Annotated in this window: 15 protein-coding genes; 3 read left to right on the top strand and 12 right to left on the bottom strand. The window is 64.5% G+C overall.

What is annotated here, in order from left to right; translation table 11 throughout:
- The first annotated feature begins 58 nt into the window (after window positions 1-58).
- Both AB6802_RS10725 and AB6802_RS10730 read left to right on the top strand, forming a co-directional pair.
- The gene (locus AB6802_RS10725; RefSeq protein ID WP_371010074.1) at window positions 59-2,476 is read left to right on the top strand and encodes an FAD-dependent oxidoreductase; all 2,418 of its coding nucleotides are present in this window, start codon (window positions 59-61) and stop codon (window positions 2,474-2,476) included.
- A gap of 72 nt (window positions 2,477-2,548) precedes the next feature.
- Entirely contained in the window at window positions 2,549-3,451 is a 903-nt protein-coding gene (locus AB6802_RS10730) for an SMP-30/gluconolactonase/LRE family protein (protein WP_371010075.1), read from the top strand.
- Window positions 3,452-3,503: 52 nt separating this feature from the next.
- On the opposite strand, the gene AB6802_RS10735 is transcribed toward AB6802_RS10730, so the two are convergent.
- The 12 genes from AB6802_RS10735 to otnK form a co-directional block, all read right to left on the bottom strand.
- Window positions 3,504-4,421, bottom strand: coding sequence for an allantoinase PuuE (locus AB6802_RS10735; RefSeq protein WP_371010076.1), 918 nt, complete (start codon window positions 4,419-4,421; stop codon window positions 3,504-3,506).
- Window positions 4,422-4,446: 25 nt separating this feature from the next.
- Complete coding sequence (locus tag AB6802_RS10740; protein ID WP_371010077.1) at window positions 4,447-5,523, bottom strand: histidinol-phosphate transaminase; 1,077 nt, start codon at window positions 5,521-5,523, stop codon at window positions 4,447-4,449.
- 121 nt (window positions 5,524-5,644) lie between these two features.
- Complete coding sequence (locus AB6802_RS10745; protein ID WP_371010078.1) at window positions 5,645-7,312, bottom strand: N,N-dimethylformamidase beta subunit family domain-containing protein; 1,668 nt, start codon at window positions 7,310-7,312, stop codon at window positions 5,645-5,647.
- A gap of 57 nt (window positions 7,313-7,369) precedes the next feature.
- Window positions 7,370-8,218, bottom strand: a complete 849-nt coding sequence (locus AB6802_RS10750; RefSeq protein ID WP_371010079.1) for an SMP-30/gluconolactonase/LRE family protein — start codon at window positions 8,216-8,218, stop codon at window positions 7,370-7,372.
- A 14-nt stretch (window positions 8,219-8,232) separates the two neighbouring features.
- Window positions 8,233-9,258, bottom strand: a complete 1,026-nt coding sequence (locus tag AB6802_RS10755) for an ABC transporter ATP-binding protein (RefSeq protein ID WP_371010458.1) — start codon at window positions 9,256-9,258, stop codon at window positions 8,233-8,235.
- The gene (locus AB6802_RS10760) at window positions 9,255-10,238 is read right to left on the bottom strand and encodes an ABC transporter ATP-binding protein (RefSeq protein WP_371010459.1); all 984 of its coding nucleotides are present in this window, start codon (window positions 10,236-10,238) and stop codon (window positions 9,255-9,257) included. The genes AB6802_RS10755 and AB6802_RS10760 overlap by 4 nt, the downstream gene beginning before the upstream one ends.
- Window positions 10,238-11,002: an ABC transporter permease gene (locus tag AB6802_RS10765; protein ID WP_371010460.1), complete on the bottom strand. Its 765-nt coding sequence runs from the start codon at window positions 11,000-11,002 to the stop codon at window positions 10,238-10,240. Before AB6802_RS10765 ends, AB6802_RS10760 begins: the two co-directional genes overlap by 1 nt.
- 68 nt (window positions 11,003-11,070) lie before the next feature.
- On the bottom strand, window positions 11,071-12,084 hold the full coding sequence (locus AB6802_RS10770) for an ABC transporter permease (protein WP_371010080.1): 1,014 nt from the start codon (window positions 12,082-12,084) through the stop codon (window positions 11,071-11,073).
- Window positions 12,085-12,117: 33 nt separating this feature from the next.
- A complete protein-coding gene (locus AB6802_RS10775) occupies window positions 12,118-13,605 on the bottom strand; it encodes an ABC transporter substrate-binding protein (protein ID WP_371010461.1) in 1,488 nt (495 codons plus the stop codon).
- A 278-nt stretch (window positions 13,606-13,883) separates the two neighbouring features.
- Complete coding sequence (locus AB6802_RS10780; protein ID WP_371010081.1) at window positions 13,884-14,594, bottom strand: GntR family transcriptional regulator; 711 nt, start codon at window positions 14,592-14,594, stop codon at window positions 13,884-13,886.
- 233 nt (window positions 14,595-14,827) lie between these two features.
- The gene (locus tag AB6802_RS10785) at window positions 14,828-15,472 is read right to left on the bottom strand and encodes a class II aldolase/adducin family protein (protein WP_371010082.1); all 645 of its coding nucleotides are present in this window, start codon (window positions 15,470-15,472) and stop codon (window positions 14,828-14,830) included.
- Between the two features lie 4 nt (window positions 15,473-15,476).
- Complete coding sequence (gene otnK / locus AB6802_RS10790) at window positions 15,477-16,754, bottom strand: 3-oxo-tetronate kinase (RefSeq protein ID WP_371010083.1); 1,278 nt, start codon at window positions 16,752-16,754, stop codon at window positions 15,477-15,479.
- Window positions 16,755-16,863: 109 nt separating this feature from the next.
- Between otnK and AB6802_RS10795 the strand changes: the two genes are divergently transcribed.
- On the top strand, window positions 16,864-18,090 hold the full coding sequence (locus AB6802_RS10795; protein ID WP_371010084.1) for an aminotransferase class III-fold pyridoxal phosphate-dependent enzyme: 1,227 nt from the start codon (window positions 16,864-16,866) through the stop codon (window positions 18,088-18,090).
- Window positions 18,091-18,104 lie beyond the last annotated feature (14 nt).

Raw genomic sequence — 18,104 nt, forward strand, 5'->3', positions numbered from 1 at the left:
GCCGCTTCGAGGAAGCGCGAAAAACAAAGTCGCCGAACCAAGGGAAGAAAGCTCAACTATGCGTACTCATGCACAAGCCGTTGTCATCGGCGGCGGTCTGATCGGCTGTTCGATCCTTTATCACCTTGCCAAATTCGGCTGGACGGACGTCGTCCTTCTGGAGCGCAGTGAGCTCACCTCCGGTTCGACCTGGCACGCGGCGGCCAACATCCACGGCCTGCATGATTCCACCAACATCAGCCGACTGCAGCACTACACGATGGCGCTCTACAAGGAATTGGAGGCCGAGACCGGCCAGGGCTGCGGCATCTTCCAGCCGGGCTCGCTCTATCTCGCCCAGACCGAGGCGCGCGAGCATCAGCTGCGGCTGCAGGAAGCCAAGGCGCGGCGCTACAAGATGAATTTCTACGAAGTCGGCCGCGACGAGGCGGAACGGCTGCATCCGCTGGTCGATTTCGACGGCATACGCTGCATCATGTATGAGCCGGAAGGCGGCAATGTCGATCCGTCGGGCGTGACAGCGGCCTACGCAGCAGGCGCGCGGCAGCGCGGCGCCGAAATCCATCGCTTCACGCCGGTCACCGCGACGGAGGCTCAAGCCGACGGCAGCTGGATCGTGCGCACGCCGAAGGGCGACATCCATACGCAATGGGTGGTCAATGCCGCCGGACTGTGGGGCAGGGAGGTCGCCGCGATGGCCGGCCTGCAATTGCCGCTGATCCCGACCGAGCACCAGTATTTCGTCACCGAGACCATCCCGGAAATCGCCGCCATGGGTCGCCGCCTGCCTTCGGTCGCCGACCGCGACGGCGAATATTATCTGCGCCAGGAGGGCCTGGGCCTGCTTATCGGCGCCTATGAGCGCAACATGAAATTCTGGGCCGAGGAAGGAACGCCGCTCGACTTCGGCCATGAGCTGTTCCCCGACGATCTCGACCGCATCGAGGAAAACATGATGCGCGCCGTTCAGCGCGTTCCCGCCGCCGCGACCGCCGGCGTCAAGAAGGTGATCAACGGTCCGATGATCTGGTCGCCGGACAGTGCTGTGCTGTTCGGCCCGGCGCCGGAGCTCAGCAATTATTTCTGCTGCAACGGCATCATCCCGGGCTTCTCGCAATCCGGCGGCATGGGCAAGCTCGCCGCCGAGTGGATGATCGAGGGCGAGCCGACGCTCGACATGTTCGGCTGGGACATGGCGCGCTTCGGCCATTGGGCCGGCAAGGCTTTCACCAAGGCGCGCGTGCAGGACCAGTACAGCCACCGCTTCAAGATCCATTTCCCGAACGAGGAGCGCGCCGCCGGCCGTCCGGTGCGGACACGGCCGGCCTATGAGATGCAGAAGGAGATGGGCGCCGTCTTCGGCCTCAATTTCGGTTGGGAGCATCCGCTGTGGTTTTCTGCGGAAGGCGAGCCGCGCGAGGAGACGAATGGCTTCACGCGGCAGAACTGGTGGGCTCCGGTCGGCCGCGAGGCGCGCATGCTGCGCGAGCATGCCGGCATCATCGACATCTCCAATTTCGCAAAATACGAGGTGAAGGGTCCCGGCTCAGAAGCCTGGCTGAACGCGCTGTTCGCCAATCGCATGCCGACGAAGGTCGGCAACTCCTGTCTCACGCCGCTGATCGGCAAGCGCGGCGGCATTGCCGGCGACTTCACCGTCACCAGGCTGGCGGAAGATGAATTCATGGTGATCGGCTCGGGCATGGCCGAGCGCTTCCACCAGCGCTTCTTCAAATCCGTACCGCTGCCGGAAGGCACGACGTTCCGCTCGCGCACCGAGGAGCTCGGCGGCTTCAACGTCGCCGGGCCGAAATCGCGCGAATTGCTGCAGCGGCTGACCAATGACGATCTGTCGAACGAGAGTTTCCCGTTCATGCGCTCGCGCCAGATCACGGTCGCCGGCGTCGACGTGGTGGCGCTCAGGGTCTCCTTCACCGGCGATCTCGGCTGGGAGCTGCATTGCAAGGCCGCCGACCAGATCGAGCTCTACAGCGCGCTGCTCAAGGCGGGCGCGGAACTCGGCGCCGGGCCGGTCGGCTCACGGGCGCTGATGTCGCTGCGCGTCGAGAAGGGCTATGGCAGCTGGAGTCGCGAATATTCGCCGGAATACTGGCCGCAGGAGGTCAAGCTCGACCGGCTGATCAAGACGGACAAGGAGTTCCTCAACCGCGACGCCTATCTCGCCGTCGCCGGGAAGCCGGCGCGTGACGAACTGATCATGTTGTCGGTGTCGGCCAAGGATGCCGACGCGACCGGCGGCGAGCCGATCTTCCTGCCGGACGGCACGCCGATCGGCCAGGTGTCATCGGGCGCCTATGGCTATTTCGTCGAGCAGTCGCTGGCGATGGGTTACGTCAAGGCGGGAACCGCCAAGGCCGGCGACAAGGTGACCGTCGCCATTCTCGGGCAGCCACACGACGCGGTGCTGCTGCCGCATCCGCCATTCGACCCCGAAGGCAAGCGCCTGCGGTCGTAGCCTGAGCCCCCGGCCGATTGGGGCAAAGATTCAAAAAAGGACTGTAGCCAACTAAAAACAAAGGGGAATCGCATGATCAAACGGTATTTGATGGGCGCTCTGTTTGCCTTGGCGCTCACGTCCGCCGCGCAGGCTGCGGACGTCAAGGTGGTCAATGACGATGCGTGGTTCGCCGAGGGCCCGATCTGGTATCAGGACAAGCTTTTTTACGTCGAATACGGCCGTGGCACGGTGACCGTCTGGGACGGCAAGAAGAACGACATTTTTTGGAAGATGGATGGCTGCGGCCCCTCGGCCGTGCTGCCGACGACAACAGGCGAATTCCTCGTCACCTGCTACGACAACAACACGATCGGCCGCATCTCGGCCGACGGCAAGACGCTGCCCGCCTATGCCAAGGACACGGACGGCGACCCGTTCAGCGGCCCGAACGATCTCGCGCCCGACAAGGACGGCGGCGTCTATTTCACCGGCTCCGGCAAGGGTGGCCCGCTGATCGATGCCTCGGCCTATTACATCGCCAAGGACGGCAGTGTGAAGAAGGTCGCCGGCGACCTGCACAACGCCAATGGCCTCGTCCTATCGAATGACGGCAAGATTCTCTATCTGGTCGAAACCGAGGACAACAGGATCATCGAATTCGACGTCGCGTCCGACCACAGCCTCTCGAACCGGCGCGTCTTCCTGCGCCTCGACGATGTCTTCCCGAACCAGCCGCATATCTGGCCGGATGGCATCAAGATGGACAAGGCCGGCGAAATGTATATCGGCCAGAGCCCGCGCTCGCTCGATGCTCCTGGCAAGATCCTCGTCGTCGACAAGGATGCCAAGCTTTTGCGCACGTTGTCGGTGCCGTCGCCATCGATGCCGAACTTCGCCTTCGGACCGGACGAGAAGGTGCTCTACGTGATGGCGCTCGACCAGATCGACGCCGCGCCGTGGCACGGCAAGGTCTACGAAGTGCCGAACAAGTAGGGTTGTGTACCAGCGGCTTTTGCCGCCGGCCTATCTCTTCGTTTGAATTCCCTCAGCCGCCGAATCGGCTCAGCCAGTGGCGGGCGAGGTCGGAGCGGCGGCAGACCCAGATGTCGGGGTTGGCGATGATCTTGTCGAGGAAGCGCTCCAGCCCGATCATGCGGCCTGGACGCGCCGCCAGCCGGCAATGCAGCGATACCGTCATCATGCGTGGCGTCCTCTCGCCTTCCTTCAGCAGCCAGTCGACGCCGTCGCCGACATAGTCGAAGAACTGGCTGCCGGTCTCGAGGCCCGAGCCGCGCGAAAAACGGCTGTCATTGTTGTCGAAAGAGTGCGGCACGACCAGATGCCGCTTGGCGTCGACATCGACGAAATAGGGCAGGTCGTCATTGTAGTCGTCGCAGTCGAACAGGAAGCCGCCATGCTCGACGACGAGCCGGCGCGTGTTGAGGCTTGGCCGGCCAGTGTACCAGCCCGCCGGATCGATGCCGGTGAGGCGGCGGACTGTGTCCACGGTCATGGCGATATGCTTGCGCTCTTCCTCCTCGCTCAGCGGCGCATAGTCGATCCAGCGCCAGCCATGGCAGACGATGTCGCTGCCGAGCGCCGCGATCGCCTTGCCGGCGGCCGGATTGAGTTCCAGCGCGCGGCCGACGACGTAGAAGGTCGGGACGACGCCCTTGTCCTGGAACAGCGAGGCGAGCCGCCAGACGCCGACGCGCGAGCCGTATTCGTAGAGCGATTCCATGTTGCGGTTGCGCAGGCCGGGCACGGCGGGAGAGACGGCAAGGTCGGACAGGATCGCCTCGGAGACACCGTCGCCTTCGCCGATCGAGTATTCCGCACCCTCCTCATAGTTCACGACGATGTTGAGCGCGAGCTTGGCCCCGCCGGGCCACTGCGCCTGCGGCGGCTTCTCGCCATAGCCGATGAAATCCCTGGCGGGCAGGTAGGGCGTGCTGGATGTCACTTCAGAAAATCCCTCAATCAGGCTCTCACCAGCATCGCCGGCCGCGCATGCCGGTGAGGATGCGCAGCGTGCGGTCCATGATCTCTTGCGGACCGACGGTCACGCGCAGGCAATCCGTCAGCCCGTAGCCGTTCAGGCCGCGCACCATGATGCCGGCGCCGCGCAGGGTCTTGTCGGCCACCTCGGCGGCCGCCGCATCGGGAAAGCGGACCAGCACGAAATTCGTCCGGCTCTCAGGCACCACATAGCCGGCCGCCCTCAAGTCGCGCATGAAGCGGTCGCGGATATCCGATGTGCGCGCCACGATGCCGCGCGTATAGGCCTGGTCCTCGACCGCGGCGAGGGCCATGGCGAGGCTCACCGTCGATATCTGGTTCGAGTTCTGCATCTTGCGCAGCTCGTCGGCGATGCGGGGCGCAAACAATCCCCAGCCGACGCGCGCGCCGGCAAGCCCATAGGCCTTGGACAGGCTGCGCAGCACGATCGTGTCGCCGCGTCCGGCGAGCGCGAAGACGGGCTCGGGGTCCTGATCGTCGAACTCGCCATAGGCCTGGTCGATCACCAGCAGCACGTTTCCCGGGAGCGCGGCGCGCAGGCGCAGCAATTCGGCATTGCGGATGCAGGTGCCGGTCGGATTGCCGGGATTGCAGACGAAGACGATGCGCGTCGCCGGGGTCACCGCGGCCAGGATGGCGTCGATCGAAACGGTGAACTCGCGCTCGGCAGCCTTGACGTACGTCGCCCCGACACGCGCTGCGGCGGAGGCGATAAAATTATACGCATAGTCGGTGCCGAGGACCTCGCTGCCAGGGCCCGCAAAAGCGGCAATGGTGCAGGCGATGAGGTCCATCGAGCCGGCGCCACACAGGACCAGCTCGCGCTCGACGCGGTAGGTCCGCGCGATGGCGTCACGGAGCTGTGTCCAGTCCGGGTCGGGATAGAGGTGGCTGCGCGCCACGGCGTCGCGGCCTGCCTCGATCGCTTTCGGGCTGGGCGGAAAGGCGCTTTCGTTCTGAGCCAGCGTCGCCTGGTCGTAGCCGCCGAAATTGGCAAGCGCGAAAGCAGACATAGCCTCGATATGGGCGTTGGCTTTCGGGGTCATGGTCGGTTCCTGCGGATCCGGCTGTCGGGCATGTTGCCATAAGTAGGCTACGGCACGTCAGGGGCCGTACAAAGCAAAATCTAGCCGCGCAATGACCTCGAAAATCTGGCCCATGGACAATTCACGACGCAATGAAGCGATCGAGAACGTTGCGGGTGATCTGCTCGGTGAAGCGGTCGCCGCGCTTCAGCCCCATCACCCATTCGCAGGTCGCGGCGGTCAGCACTTCGCCCTTGCCGCGCGTCATGTGCACCATCATGCCGGAACCGTATTTGTAACGGGCAAGCCCTTCCGGCGTCACCTCACCGGCCACGCACTTCACCAGGCCTTCATGATCGCTTGAGCGCACATAGTAACGGAAGCCTTCGCCGTCCGGCTCGTCCTCGGCAAGCACCGCCGGCGCCATGGCGAGGATCTCGATCGTCTCCGGTTGGCCATCGACCGGAACAGGGTAGGGCAGGCCGTGTCGGAACGTGTAGTCGAGGCCGTCGACCTCATAGGCGAAGATGCGCTCCTTGTCGCCGAAGATATCGGCATAATGCAGCCCGGTGCGGGCGAAGACCCAGTGTTCGGGTCGGTAGACGGTGAACCCCTTCTGGCCGTGCGGCGCAAAGCCGCCCCAGGAGGCGTAGACCCCATGCAGGCCGTTGACGCCGACCGTCGAAGCGCCAGGCCATCGGACGTGTCTGTCCTCCCAGGCGGTGGAGAGCAGATGCGCCTTGTCGGTGCCTGCGACCGGATCGGTGTTGATGGCGTTGAACTTGTGGCAGACCTGACGCTTGCCGTCGTCCTCAAGGCGGATCTGCCAAAGAAAGTTGGCGCCGAAGCGTGCCAGCCGGCCGCCGCGCTCGATATAGGCTTCAATCGCCAGCCGCATCTCGCGCGTCCAGTATTCGTCATGGCCGACGATGGTCACGCAGGGGTAAGCGTCGAGTAGTTCCGGGCGGTAGTGGAGATCGGTCTGGGTGATGATCTCGAGTTCGTAGCCTTCCTTTTCCGCCCACAACACGAAGTGGCGGTCGAATTGCGCCCAACCGGCGGCGGCGTAATATTGGCCGAAGCCGTTTGCATAGGCCCATTCCTTCATCGGGTAGCGCGGCGCATCGCCGAACTCGGGCAGCGGGTCGGCGCAGATGCGCGGCGCGCCGGGCGGCAGCCAGACAATACCCCGGGTCCATGGCCGCTCGAGCGACAGCACCGGCGAGGGTTGGTCCTTGCCGGCACCGGTGATGCCGAAATAATGGTTGGCGCCGCCGAAGTCGTTGTAGGCGGTCCAGGTGCCGGTCGGCAGGATCATCAGGATTTTCGCGCGCCGCGTCGCAGCCGTCGGACGCACGACGAAGAAATGGTGCTGGACGAACTTGCCGTCATTGGCGCGGGCGCAGGTCGAGACAACGCGGTAGAAGCCCGAGCGCAGGTCGGCCGGCAGGCGCCAGCGGTGGCTGACCGGCCAGCCACAGCCATTGCGATAGGCATCGTCCGGCGTCGGCGCGAAGACGCCTGAAATCTGCTCGACCTTGTGGACGGTCTGCGGCCTATAGCCGTCGCGATAGATCTCCAGCGTCCAATGCGGCGCGGTGGTGGAGGAATGGAAGACCACCTCGTCGCCCGGATCGTAGGACATCGCGTCCGTGTAGGTGTAGATCTCGGGCAAAGCAGGGTCGCCGCGCGGTGCTTCATACCAGGGATTGGAGTGCCAATGCTCATCGGCCGACATCGCCCAGGCTTTGCGCGGGCGGATGTTGACAGGGCCAAGTTCAGGCGGAACGAAATCGTCTTCATGGGACATGGGTTTACTCGTTCAAAGGGGGCTTATTCGTTCAAAAATGGTCTGAGAGGCAGTTGGTCAAAGGGCATAGGAGACGAGCTGGCCGGGCAGGCCGAGCGTCACCCACAGCCGGCCGTCATGGACGCAGCAATTGGTCGGGTCGCTGCCTTCGCCGCAGTCGATCGTCTCGACCAGCCGTCCGGCGGTGTCGAGGATCGCGACACGGTCGCCGGTGCTGCCGGTCACGTAGAGCAGGCCTTCGTGGAAGACCATGCCGTCGGGATTGAAGCGGTCGTCGAGACGTACCCATTCGCGCATTTGACCGACGCTGCCGCCATCCCAGTCGAAACGCAGCAGGCGATGCTCCATGGTAATGCCGACGATCAGCGAACCGTCCGGATGGAAGACAAGTCCGTTGGGAAAGCCGGTCATCTGCGCGAGCGCACGGACCTTCCGGTCGGATCCCGCTGCAAGCAATTGCCCGCCATGATACGTGTTGGCGTCGGCGCCCAGCACTTCCCAGTTCTGCGGATCGGTGAACACGATCTCGCCTCGCGGCGTGAAGATCAGGTCGTTCGGCCGCGACGGTTTTGCGCCTGGGAGCTGGTCGGCAAAGGTCTCCCACTGCCCGTCGAGCTGCAGGCGCTGGATACCGCCGGTGATCATTGGTTCGGCGAAATGCAAAGTCTCCAGCGTTTGCGGCGCAAGCCCGCCATTGTTGCAGATGTAGAGCGCGCCGTCGGGGCCGAGCCGCATGCCGTTCGGCGCGCCGGGAAGCGTGGCCAACTCGCGCACCGCGCCGTCCTTGAAGATGCGCACCTTGGCATGCAGCAGGTCGACGAAGGCGATCGAGCCGTCCGGAAGCGCCACTGGTCCTTCCGGAAACCCGAGGCCCGTCACATGGAGTTCCTTCGACCGTTTCATCATTCCTCCTCCGAAGTCTAGTTTGCAGGCGCCAGGCCGCGCCGGGCGCGCCCGACATCCGCACCCGCCTGTCCCGTTACGTCGGGGGCAAGATGGCAGGCGACCATCCGGCTGGAGTCGGGCATGGCGCGCAGCGGCGGCACATCTGTCCGGCAGATGTCACGCGCCAGGTGGCAGCGCGGATGGAACCGGCAGCCCGACGGCACGTTGGCCGGGTTGGGCGGATCGCCGGTGAGCATGATGCGCTTCCAGCCGATCTGCCGGCGCGCGGCCAGCGTCGGCGCCGCCGACAGCAGCGCCTGCGTGTAGGGATGCAACGGCCGCTCCATGATCTCGGCAGCCGCGCCCTGTTCGATGATGGTGCCGAGATACATCACCGCGATACGGTCGGCGACATGGCCGATGACGTCGAGGTCATGCGAGATGATCAAATACGAGATGCCGCGCTTGCGCTGGATCTGCAGCATCAGGTTGACGATCTGCGCCTGGATCGACGGATCGAGCGCCGAGGTCGGCTCGTCGGCGACGATGATCTCGGGTTCGAGCGCCAGTGCGCGCGCAATCGCGACGCGCTGCAACTGCCCGCCGGAGAACTGCCCCGGCAGTTTCTGAATGTCGATGTTCTCCAGGCCGACGAAGGACAGCAACTCGCGGATGCGGGCCTCGAGCCCGCTGTCCAGCCTGACGCCATGCGTGTCGAACGGCTCGCGCATGATTTCGGCGATCGTCATGCGTGCGTTGAGCGAGGCGAGCGGATCCTGGAACACGGCCTGCAGGCGGCGGCGGATGGGAAGCATGCGCCGGCTGCCGTAGTCGGTCACATCCGTGCCATCGAAGCGGATACGTCCGCCTGTGACATCGACCAGCTTGAGCGCCAGCCGGGCGAGAGTGGACTTACCGCATCCACTCTCGCCCACCAGCCCCAACGTCTCTCCCTTCCCAACGGTGAGCGAAACACCGGCCACCGCTTGTACGGCACGGCCGCTGCGGCGTTGCGAGAAGGTTTTTGAGACGGCATCGAGTTCGAGAAGCGCCATGGTCAGCCCCTCGCGATTTCAAGAGGCATTGCTGCCTCGATGGGATAATGGCAGGCGAGTTCGACGGTGCCGAATTTGCGCCGCGGCGGCTCGACGCTGAGGCAATCATGCTGCGCGCGGGGACAGCGCGGATGGAAGCGGCAGCCGGCCGGAAAGGAGCCCAGTCCGGGCGCGCCGCCGACGATGGCGTTGAGATCCTGCTTGGCCGGCGTCTGCGAGATCATGGCGCTGGTCATCAGCGCCGCGGTGTAGGGATGCGAGGGCTGCAGCATGATGGCATCGGCCGGACCTATCTCGGCGATGCGGCCGGCATAGAGCACCAGGATGCGGTCGGCGACTTCGGCGACAACGCCCATGTCGTGTGTGATCAGGACAATCGTCAGCGCCATCTCGCGTTTCAGCTCGGCGAGCAGTTCCAGCATCTGCGCCTTGATGGTGACATCGAGCGCGGTGGTCGGCTCATCGGCGATCAGCAGGCTCGGCCCGGCGGCCAGCGCCATCGCGATCATGGCGCGCTGGCGCATGCCGCCGCTGATTTCATGCGGATAGGCGGCGGCGACGCGATGCGGATCGGGAATGCGAACGCGCTCCAGCATCTCGATGGCGCGCTTTCTTGCCTCGGCCCGATCGGCGAGGCCATGCGCGGTCAGCGTCTCGGCGATCTGATCGCCGACCGGCCAGACCGGGTTCAGCGAGCTCAGCGGGTCCTGGTAGATCAGCCCGATCTCGGGGCCGCGCATTTTGCGCAACTCGGCATCGGGCCGCCTCAGCATCTCGCGGTCCTTGAAGCGGATCGAGCCGGAGACGAAGGCGGTCGGCGGCTGCAGGCCGGCGACCGACATGCCTGTGAGCGACTTGCCCGAACCGGACTCACCGATGATGACGAAGGTCTCGCCCTCCTCGACGTCGAAGGAGACGCCGTCGACCGCAACAAGGCTTTCGCCTTCGCGCTGGAACCCAATGGAAAAGTCGCGCACGGAGAGGATCATGCGGCCCGCCTCGCGGCGAGCGCGTCGCCGATCAGCGAGAAGGCGGTGGCGGTAAGCATGATCATGGTGCCGGGGAAGACCAGATACCACCAGGCCGAACCGAAATAGGAGCGCGAGTCGCGGATGAGCAGGCCCCATTCCGGCGTCGGCGAATTGGCGCCGAGGCCAAGGAAGGACAGTGCGGTGACGGCGACCAGTGCATAGCCGATGTCGGTGGTGACGCGCACATTCACTTCCTGGATGACGAAGGAGATGATGTGGCGGCGCAGGATCGTGATTTCCGATACGCCCAATGCCCGCGCGGCCTCGACATGCGGCCGCTCGCGCAGGCGCAGCACCTCGCCACGCACGAGACGCGCATAGCCCGGCCACCAGATGATGGCGAGCGACAGCGCCACGCTGTCGAGGCCACGGCCGATCGAGGCGGCGACGGCAAGCGCCAGAACCAGCGCCGGGAAGCCGAAGAACAGGTCGACGATGCGCATCATCAGATTGTCGATGCCACGGCTCGCCATGCCGGACACGGCGCCGTAGACGACACCGAACAGAGCGGAGGCAAAGACGATGACGATGGCCACGCCCAGCGAATAGCGGGTGCCGTACACGATGCGCGAGAAGACATCGCGACCGCCCTCGTCGGTGCCGAAGATATGCGTCAGGCTGGGTGGCTTCAGTCGGTCGGCCATGGCGAGCGCGATCGGATCGTGCGGCGCGATCAGACCGGGCAGCAGCACGAAAGCGGCAAGGATGGCAACCACCAGCAGGGCAAGCGGCAGCAAGAGCCCCTTCGGCCTTTTGAGCGCGCGGCGCGCCGTCTGCGAGGAAACGCTCATGAGCCGACACTCTGCACGCGCGGATCGATCACCGGATAAAGCAGGTCCATCACCAAGTTGATGATGACGAAGCCGGCGGTCGACACAATCGCCAGCGCGATCACCGGGGAATAGTCGAAGACCTGGAACGACTGGTAGGCGTAGAGGCCGATGCCCGGCCAGTCGAAGATGACCTCGACAAGGATCACCCAGCTGATCATGTAGCCGAACTGCATGGTGGTTGCGGTCAGGATCGGCGACAGCGCATTGCGCAAGATGTGCTTGAACATGATGCGGCGCGGCGACAGGCCCTTGCCGCGCGCCGTGCGCACATAGAGCCGGCTCTGTTCCTGGATGAGGGCGGCACGCGACATGCGGGTACCGACCGCAAGCAGGTTGATGACGATGGTGGCCGCCGGCAGAGCGAGGTGTTTCAGGCTGGCGAGGAAAGCCGACGGGCTGCCGGCAAGCAGCGAATCGACGAGCATGAAGCCGGTCACGAGCGGCGGCGCGGTCTCGCGGATTGGAAAGCGCGAACCGAGCGGCAGCCAGTGCAGCTTGTAGAAGAAGAAGAATTGCAGCGTCATGCCGAGCCAGAACACCGGAATGCCGGTGCCGATCATGGTAATCAGGCGGATCGCGCCGTCGACCGCGCCGCCGGGGTGGCGGGCGGCGAGCACCGCCAGCGAGAAGCTGATCGCCAAGTAGAAGACGAAGCTGACGACCAGCAATTCCAGCGTCGCCGGCAGGTATTGCGCGAGATCGGTGCTGACGCTGCGCCGCGTGCGGATGGATTCGCCGAGGTCACCCTTGGCGAGGCCGATCATGTAGGAGGCGAATTGTTCCGGCAGCGGGCGATCGAGACCGTGCTCGACGCGGATGCGCTGCACGGTCTCCTCGGACGCGTTCTGGCCGGCCAGGAAGGCAGCCGGGTCCGCCGGAACGACACGGCTGAGGAAGAAGGTTATGACCGCCACGGCGACAAGGACCAGAAGACCCCAGACCAGACGCTTGAAGAGAAAGCCGATCACAACCGTGTCGTCCGCATACCCGCTCCGTTGCCGCTACTTCGAGTGCATTTCCCAGAAGCGGGCGTTGATGTACTCGGCCGGGTCGATGCGATAGCCGCCGATGCGGTCGGGTTCCGGCACCACGGTTTTCGGCCGCGCCGTCCAGATGATGTAGTGGGAATCGACCACGATGTCGGCCGCCTGCTTGAGCAGCTTGCCGCGCTCGGTGGCATCGGAGATCGTCGGCAGCTTGGCGACCAGATCCTGCAGCGTCTGGTCGAAGAACTTGCCGGAATTGTAGAAGCCGCCCTTCAGGTAATGCGCCGCAAAGAACTTGGTGGCGTCCGACGGGCTGAGATTGGCGTTGCCGAGCACGAAGCAATTGCTCTTGTCGGACTTGATGGCGGTGATCGCCTCGACGAAGGGCTGCTCCTCGATCTCTACGGTGACGCCGAGCTGCTGCGCCGACGACTGCAGCACGGTCGCGGCGAAGCGGAATTCCGGGAAGCCGGCCGGCACCGAGCACTTCATCTTGGCATTGGCGAGGCCGGACTTGGCGAGTGCTGCCTTGGCCGCGTCGAGGTCGGTCTTGATTTCCACCTCTTCCTTCTCCGGGCTGCCCGGGAACCAGGACGGGACCGGGCCGCGGCCGACCTCCGCCTTGCCCTGGAAGGACTGCACCATGGCGTTGTAGTCGAACGCCTTGACCAGCGCCTCGCGGAAATCCTTGTTGTTGGTGGGGGCGAGATCCATGTTGAGATAGATCGCCGGCCAGGCCCACAGATTGTTGCCTTCGACCAGATGGAAGCCGCTGCTGGTGCCGATGCGCAGCGCTTCGTCGAGCGGCACGAAGTTGGCGAGATCGAACTCGCCGCCTTCCAGGCCGCGGGCGCGGTTGGCGCCGTCGGTGACGAAGCGGTCGAGCACGCGGTCGAACGGCTTGTCGGGGAATTTGCCCCACCATTTGTCGTTGCGCTTCAATTCGATCTGGGTACCGCGCGTCCACGACACGAACTCATACGGGCCGGTGCCGTTGGCGTTCTCATTGAACCAGGCCTGGCCGAGATCGTCCTTGTGCTTGGCGATGTCCTCGTCCGACAGCATCTCGATGCGGCTGAGGTTGGAGGCCAGGAACACCGTCGGCGCCTTGGTCTCGATCTTGACGGTCTTGGGATCGACCACGGTGACGCTGGCGATGTCGTCGACCAGATAGGATTGGCCCTGGCCGATCTTCAGCAGCCGGTCGAGCGTCGCCTTGACGTCGTTGGCGTCGAAGGCGGTGCCGTCATGGAAAGTGACGCCGTCGCGCAGCTTGAAGGTCCAGTCCTTGCCGTCCTGCTTCCATTCCGTCGCCAGCGCCGGCAACAGTTTGGAAGGGTCGTCGAGATCGAAGTCGACCAGGCGGTCGTAGATGTTGCGGGTGACCGTGAATTCCCAGTTCACATTGGCCTTGGCCGGGTCGATCGTGCTCGGTTCGCCGGCATCGGCATAAACAAAGGTGGGAGCGTCGTCTGCGAACGCCGCGAAGGAGACGCCGCCCATCAGCAGGCCGAGCGCAACTCCCAGAATCCCAATACGAAACGTCACTGTTCTCTCCCCTTGTTCTTGGTCTCCGAAAAATAGAATATATCATATATGTTGAGGTCGCAAGCGCGTCTCAAACCGTGTCCGAGTGACGCCAGAACCTCACGGAATACGGGACGCACGCGTTGCGGGACGCTCCGATGGATAGGTTGCGCCAGCCGTTGTGTTGGCGCAATTCCGGGCGAAAAGACTCAGGCGAAGGCGACGAGCCGAGCCACTCACTTTTGCTCGATTGCTTAGCGGCGCGACCGCCGCGATGGCTCGTCTTCGGCCGCTTCCTTGCTCTCGATCTCGGCAAGGTGCTCGATGAACTTGCGCCCGCCCTCGATCAGGTCCTGCTCGAAGGCACGGCGCAGCGCCGCCTCGTCCCTGGCGCGCAAGGCGGCGATCACATTGAGGTGCTGGTGCCGGCCTTCATAGGTCGGATGTCCGTGCGGGTAGAGCAGGCTGAGCAAAGGACCGGCCTGGATCCACAGGCGCTCGATCATTTCGATCAGATGCGGCATGCCGGACTTGCGGTGAACCGCGAAATGGAAATCGTAATTGTACTGCAGCGCGGCCGGATAGTCCTTTGTGCGCTCGGCCTCGACCAGCTTGTCGTGGATGTCCTCGAGCGTTTTTAGGAATGCCTCGTCGATGTTGGGCAGCGCCTTCGCCGCCGCGTAGGGCTCGAGCACGAGCCTTATGTCGCGAAGCTCCAGATACTCGGTCAGGCTGATCCGGCGCACGCGGATATAGTAGCCCGGCTTCATTTCCAGCGCGCCGTCCTTGACGAGCTGGAACAGGGCTTCGCGCACCGGCGTCTCGCTGGTGCCGAGCTGCTGGGCGAGGTCGCGAATCTTCAGCCGGTCGCCGGGACGGAGCCGGGCCGACATCAGTTCCTGGCGCAGACGCAAGTAAATCTGCGAGGACAGGCTCGTCGCCTGGATCTCAGGCAGGTTCTGCATTTTTCAGCGGGCTCGTGCGTTGCATCCGATCCTCAAGATCACACGGTTCCAGGCCTGTCCAGATCGCGGCCGGCCCGGTTCGAAAAATCCGGTTCATAACAACAACGTTTGAGACCAGCTTATTCTTGCCAGAGCGTTTCAACGTTTCACGGAAACGACAAACCGCACTATCTCCTGTTTTAGTGCAATTTCGGATGGAAAGCTGTTTCGCATTTTCCTGAAATTGCCCTGTCCTAGCCGGGCAACAAACCCCTTCCGTAATTGCCGTATCGCTTGCCGACCCGTGCCATTTCCTCCTCCGGCAGCAAAACCGGCTCGCCGACCTGCAGCCCCATTAGGTACTGGCGCGCCAGCGTCTCCAGTTTCACCGTGGTCTGGAAGGCGGCCTCGAGCGTCTTGCCGATCGCGATCATGCCGTGATTGGCGAGCAGGCAAGCGGTGCGGTCCTCGAGCGCCTCGACCGCCGCCCTGCCAAGATCGGCCGTCGCGAAAGTGGCGTAGCGGGCGCAGCGCACATCGCTACCGCCGAAGGCCGCCACCATGTAGTGGAAAGAGGGAAGCGGCTTGCGCAGGCAGGACAGCGCCACGCAGGCGTCGGCATGGGTGTGGATCACGGCATTGGCCGCGGGATAGGCACGTAGGATCGCCGCGTGCATGTGCCATTCGCTGGACGGTACGCCGCCAATCGGGTCGCCATTGGATTTGACGTGGACGAGCCGCGACGGCGTCAGGTTGACGCTGTTGGCGCCGGTCGGTGTGATCAGCATGCCGCCGGATATCCGGCAGCTGACATTGCCGCTGTTGCCGTGGTTGAAGCCCATCTCCTGCAGGCGCCGCACAATATCGACGATCATATGGCGCGGTGTGTCTTGGTCCATAAGCTCAGTGCTCCGGATGTCGCATGGATTCAAGGGTCGGCAAGAACATGTCGGGCGGCCCGAGCTTTCCCGATTTTAGGCTGAGCGCAACGACTTCGCCTTCCTCCGTCGTCGCACGAGCGATGCCGGGACCCTGATAGGCGCCGATGCGCAGCCGATCGATGCCGAGCTGTTCCACAACCGTCCCCGACGTTTCGCCGCCGGCGACAAGGAAACGCCGCACGCCGCGCTGACGCAGCTCGACGGCAAGCCGGCCGAGAACGGCTTCTGCGAAAGCGGCCGCGCCGTCGCGGCCGAATCTGGCCTGGGCGGCGCCGACCTGTTCCGGATGCGCAGAGGTAGCGATCGAGACCGGGCCGTCGCCCAGATGTTTTCCTGCCCAGTCGAGTGCTGCGCCGACCGCCACGGGCACGCTCTCGGCGGTAGCGATGTCGATCCGATGCACCGGCCGCGTCTGCTCGAAGACGGCCAACTGTTCCAGCGTCCGTTCCGCGCAACTGCCGGCCAGCACCACGCCCGGGCTTTCCACCGCCGGCAGCGGCCGCTTCGGCGGCGGGTCGTCGAGCCAGCCGCGCTCGCGCCAGAGCGCCGGGTAATGGCGGATGACCGGCGCGTTGCCGGTCATCAGCGGCCAGTCCACGGTGAGCGCCGCAATGGCGGCGAGGTCCTGCGGGTAGATCGCGTCCATGATGATATGGCGGATGCCTTGCGCGACCAAGTGGTCGACATAGGCGCGGCGGGCGGCGGGCTCGGCTCGCACGAGATCGTGCGGCAACAGGCCGACGGGAAGTTGCGACTGCCGCTGCAGCACGCCCACGAGATTCGGATCGGTCATCGGTGTCAGCGGGTCGAAGCGCTTCGGCGATTCCGAGACGAGCTGCTCGCCGACGAAGAGATGACCCTGGAAGACGCTGCGCGCGAGATCGCCGGAACTCGGGCAGAAGCCGGTGTGGGTGGCGCGCATCAGCACGAGCAGAGCATCGGCCACCGGTCCGATATTGCCGTCATCGGTCGAATCGAAGGTGGCGCAATATTTGAAGAACAGCCGCCTGACGCCGATGTCGAGCAGCCGCTGCGTCGCATCCTCCGACTTGCGGACGGCTTCGGCCGCCGCGACCACCCGGGTCTTCTGCGCGACGACGATGGCCGGCGAGCCAGCGAAATGCCGCACCAAAGCGGGCTTGGTCACGAAGCCGCAGTCGACGCCCAACGCCACCAGCATTGCAGCCGTTTCCATGCCGCCGGTCAGGTCGTCGGCAATTATGCCGATGATGGGCTGCATGTCGTCTCCGGGGGCTTGAGCTATTGTCTCCAGAAGATACATGATATATCGAACGCTGAAAAGCAGTCTTGACGCGTCGATGCACGATGCGCGCGGCGGGGTATTTTTGATGGACCTTCCTTCGACGAATTTTGATGGCGCCTTGCGCGCCAGGGCGGCGCGCGTCATCCCCGGCGGCATGTGGGGGCATCAGAACGCGCCGCGCCTGCCAGCCGGCTATCCGCAATATTTCTCGCGTGCGGAAGGGTGCCGCACCTGGGATGCGGACGGGCGCGACTATATCGACTTCATCTGCGGCTGGGGGCCGATGATCCTCGGCTACAATGATGTCGATGTCGAGGCGGCTGCCGCGAAGCAGCGGGCGCTTGGCGATGCGATGAACGGCCCGAGCGAGCGGCTCGTCGAGTTGGCGGAGCTGATGGTCGAGACCGTGTCGCATGCCGACTGGGCGATGTTTTCCAAGAACGGCACCGATGCCACGACCGCCTGCCTGACCATTGCCCGCGCCGGCACCGGGCGGCGCAAGATTCTGGTGGCGCGCGGCGCCTATCACGGCGCCATTCCATGGTGCTCACCGTCGGTTGCCGGCGTCACCGAAGAAGACCGCGCGCATCTGGTCTATTACGACTACAACGATGTCCGGAGTCTCGAAGCCGCGGTTGAGCAATGCAAGGGCGACCTGGCGGCCATACTGGTATCGGCGTTCAAGCACGATCTCGGCAAATCACATGAACTGCCGACCGTGGCGTTCGCGCAAAGCGCCCGGGCGCTGGCCGACACCGCCGATGCGGCGTTGATCGTCGACGATGTGCGCGCCGGCTTCCGGCTGGATATGGGCGGCAGTTGGGAGGTTGTCGGCGTGCGGCCGGATCTCGCCGCCTGGAGCAAGGCGATCGCCAACGGTCATGCGCTGGCGGCGGTGACCGGCAATGACCGCTTCCGCGACGGAGCAACCCGCATCTTCACGACCGGCTCCTTCTGGACGGCCGCGGTGTCGATGGCGTCGTCGATCGCCACCATCCGCAAGCTGCAGTCGGTCGATGGCGTGGCGCATATGCGCGCCATGGGTCAGCGCTTTCGCGACGGTCTCGAAGCGCAAGCCGCCAAACATGGCGTGCCGTTGCGGCAGAGCGGGCCGGTGCAGATGCCGGTGCTGTTGTTCGACAACGATGCGGATCGCAGGCTCGGTGACGTGTTTTGCCTGGAGGCGCTTGCACGAGGCGTCTACCTGCATCCATCGCACACGCTATTTCTGTCGGCTGCCCACCGCGAAGCCGATATCGACCAGGCGCTGATGGTGACCGATGAGGCACTCGCAGCGGTGGCGCGGCTGTAAGCGCTGACGACCTT

It is taken from the genome of Mesorhizobium sp. RCC_202 (genome assembly GCF_041355295.1).
GTDB lineage: Bacteria > Pseudomonadota > Alphaproteobacteria > Rhizobiales > Rhizobiaceae > Mesorhizobium.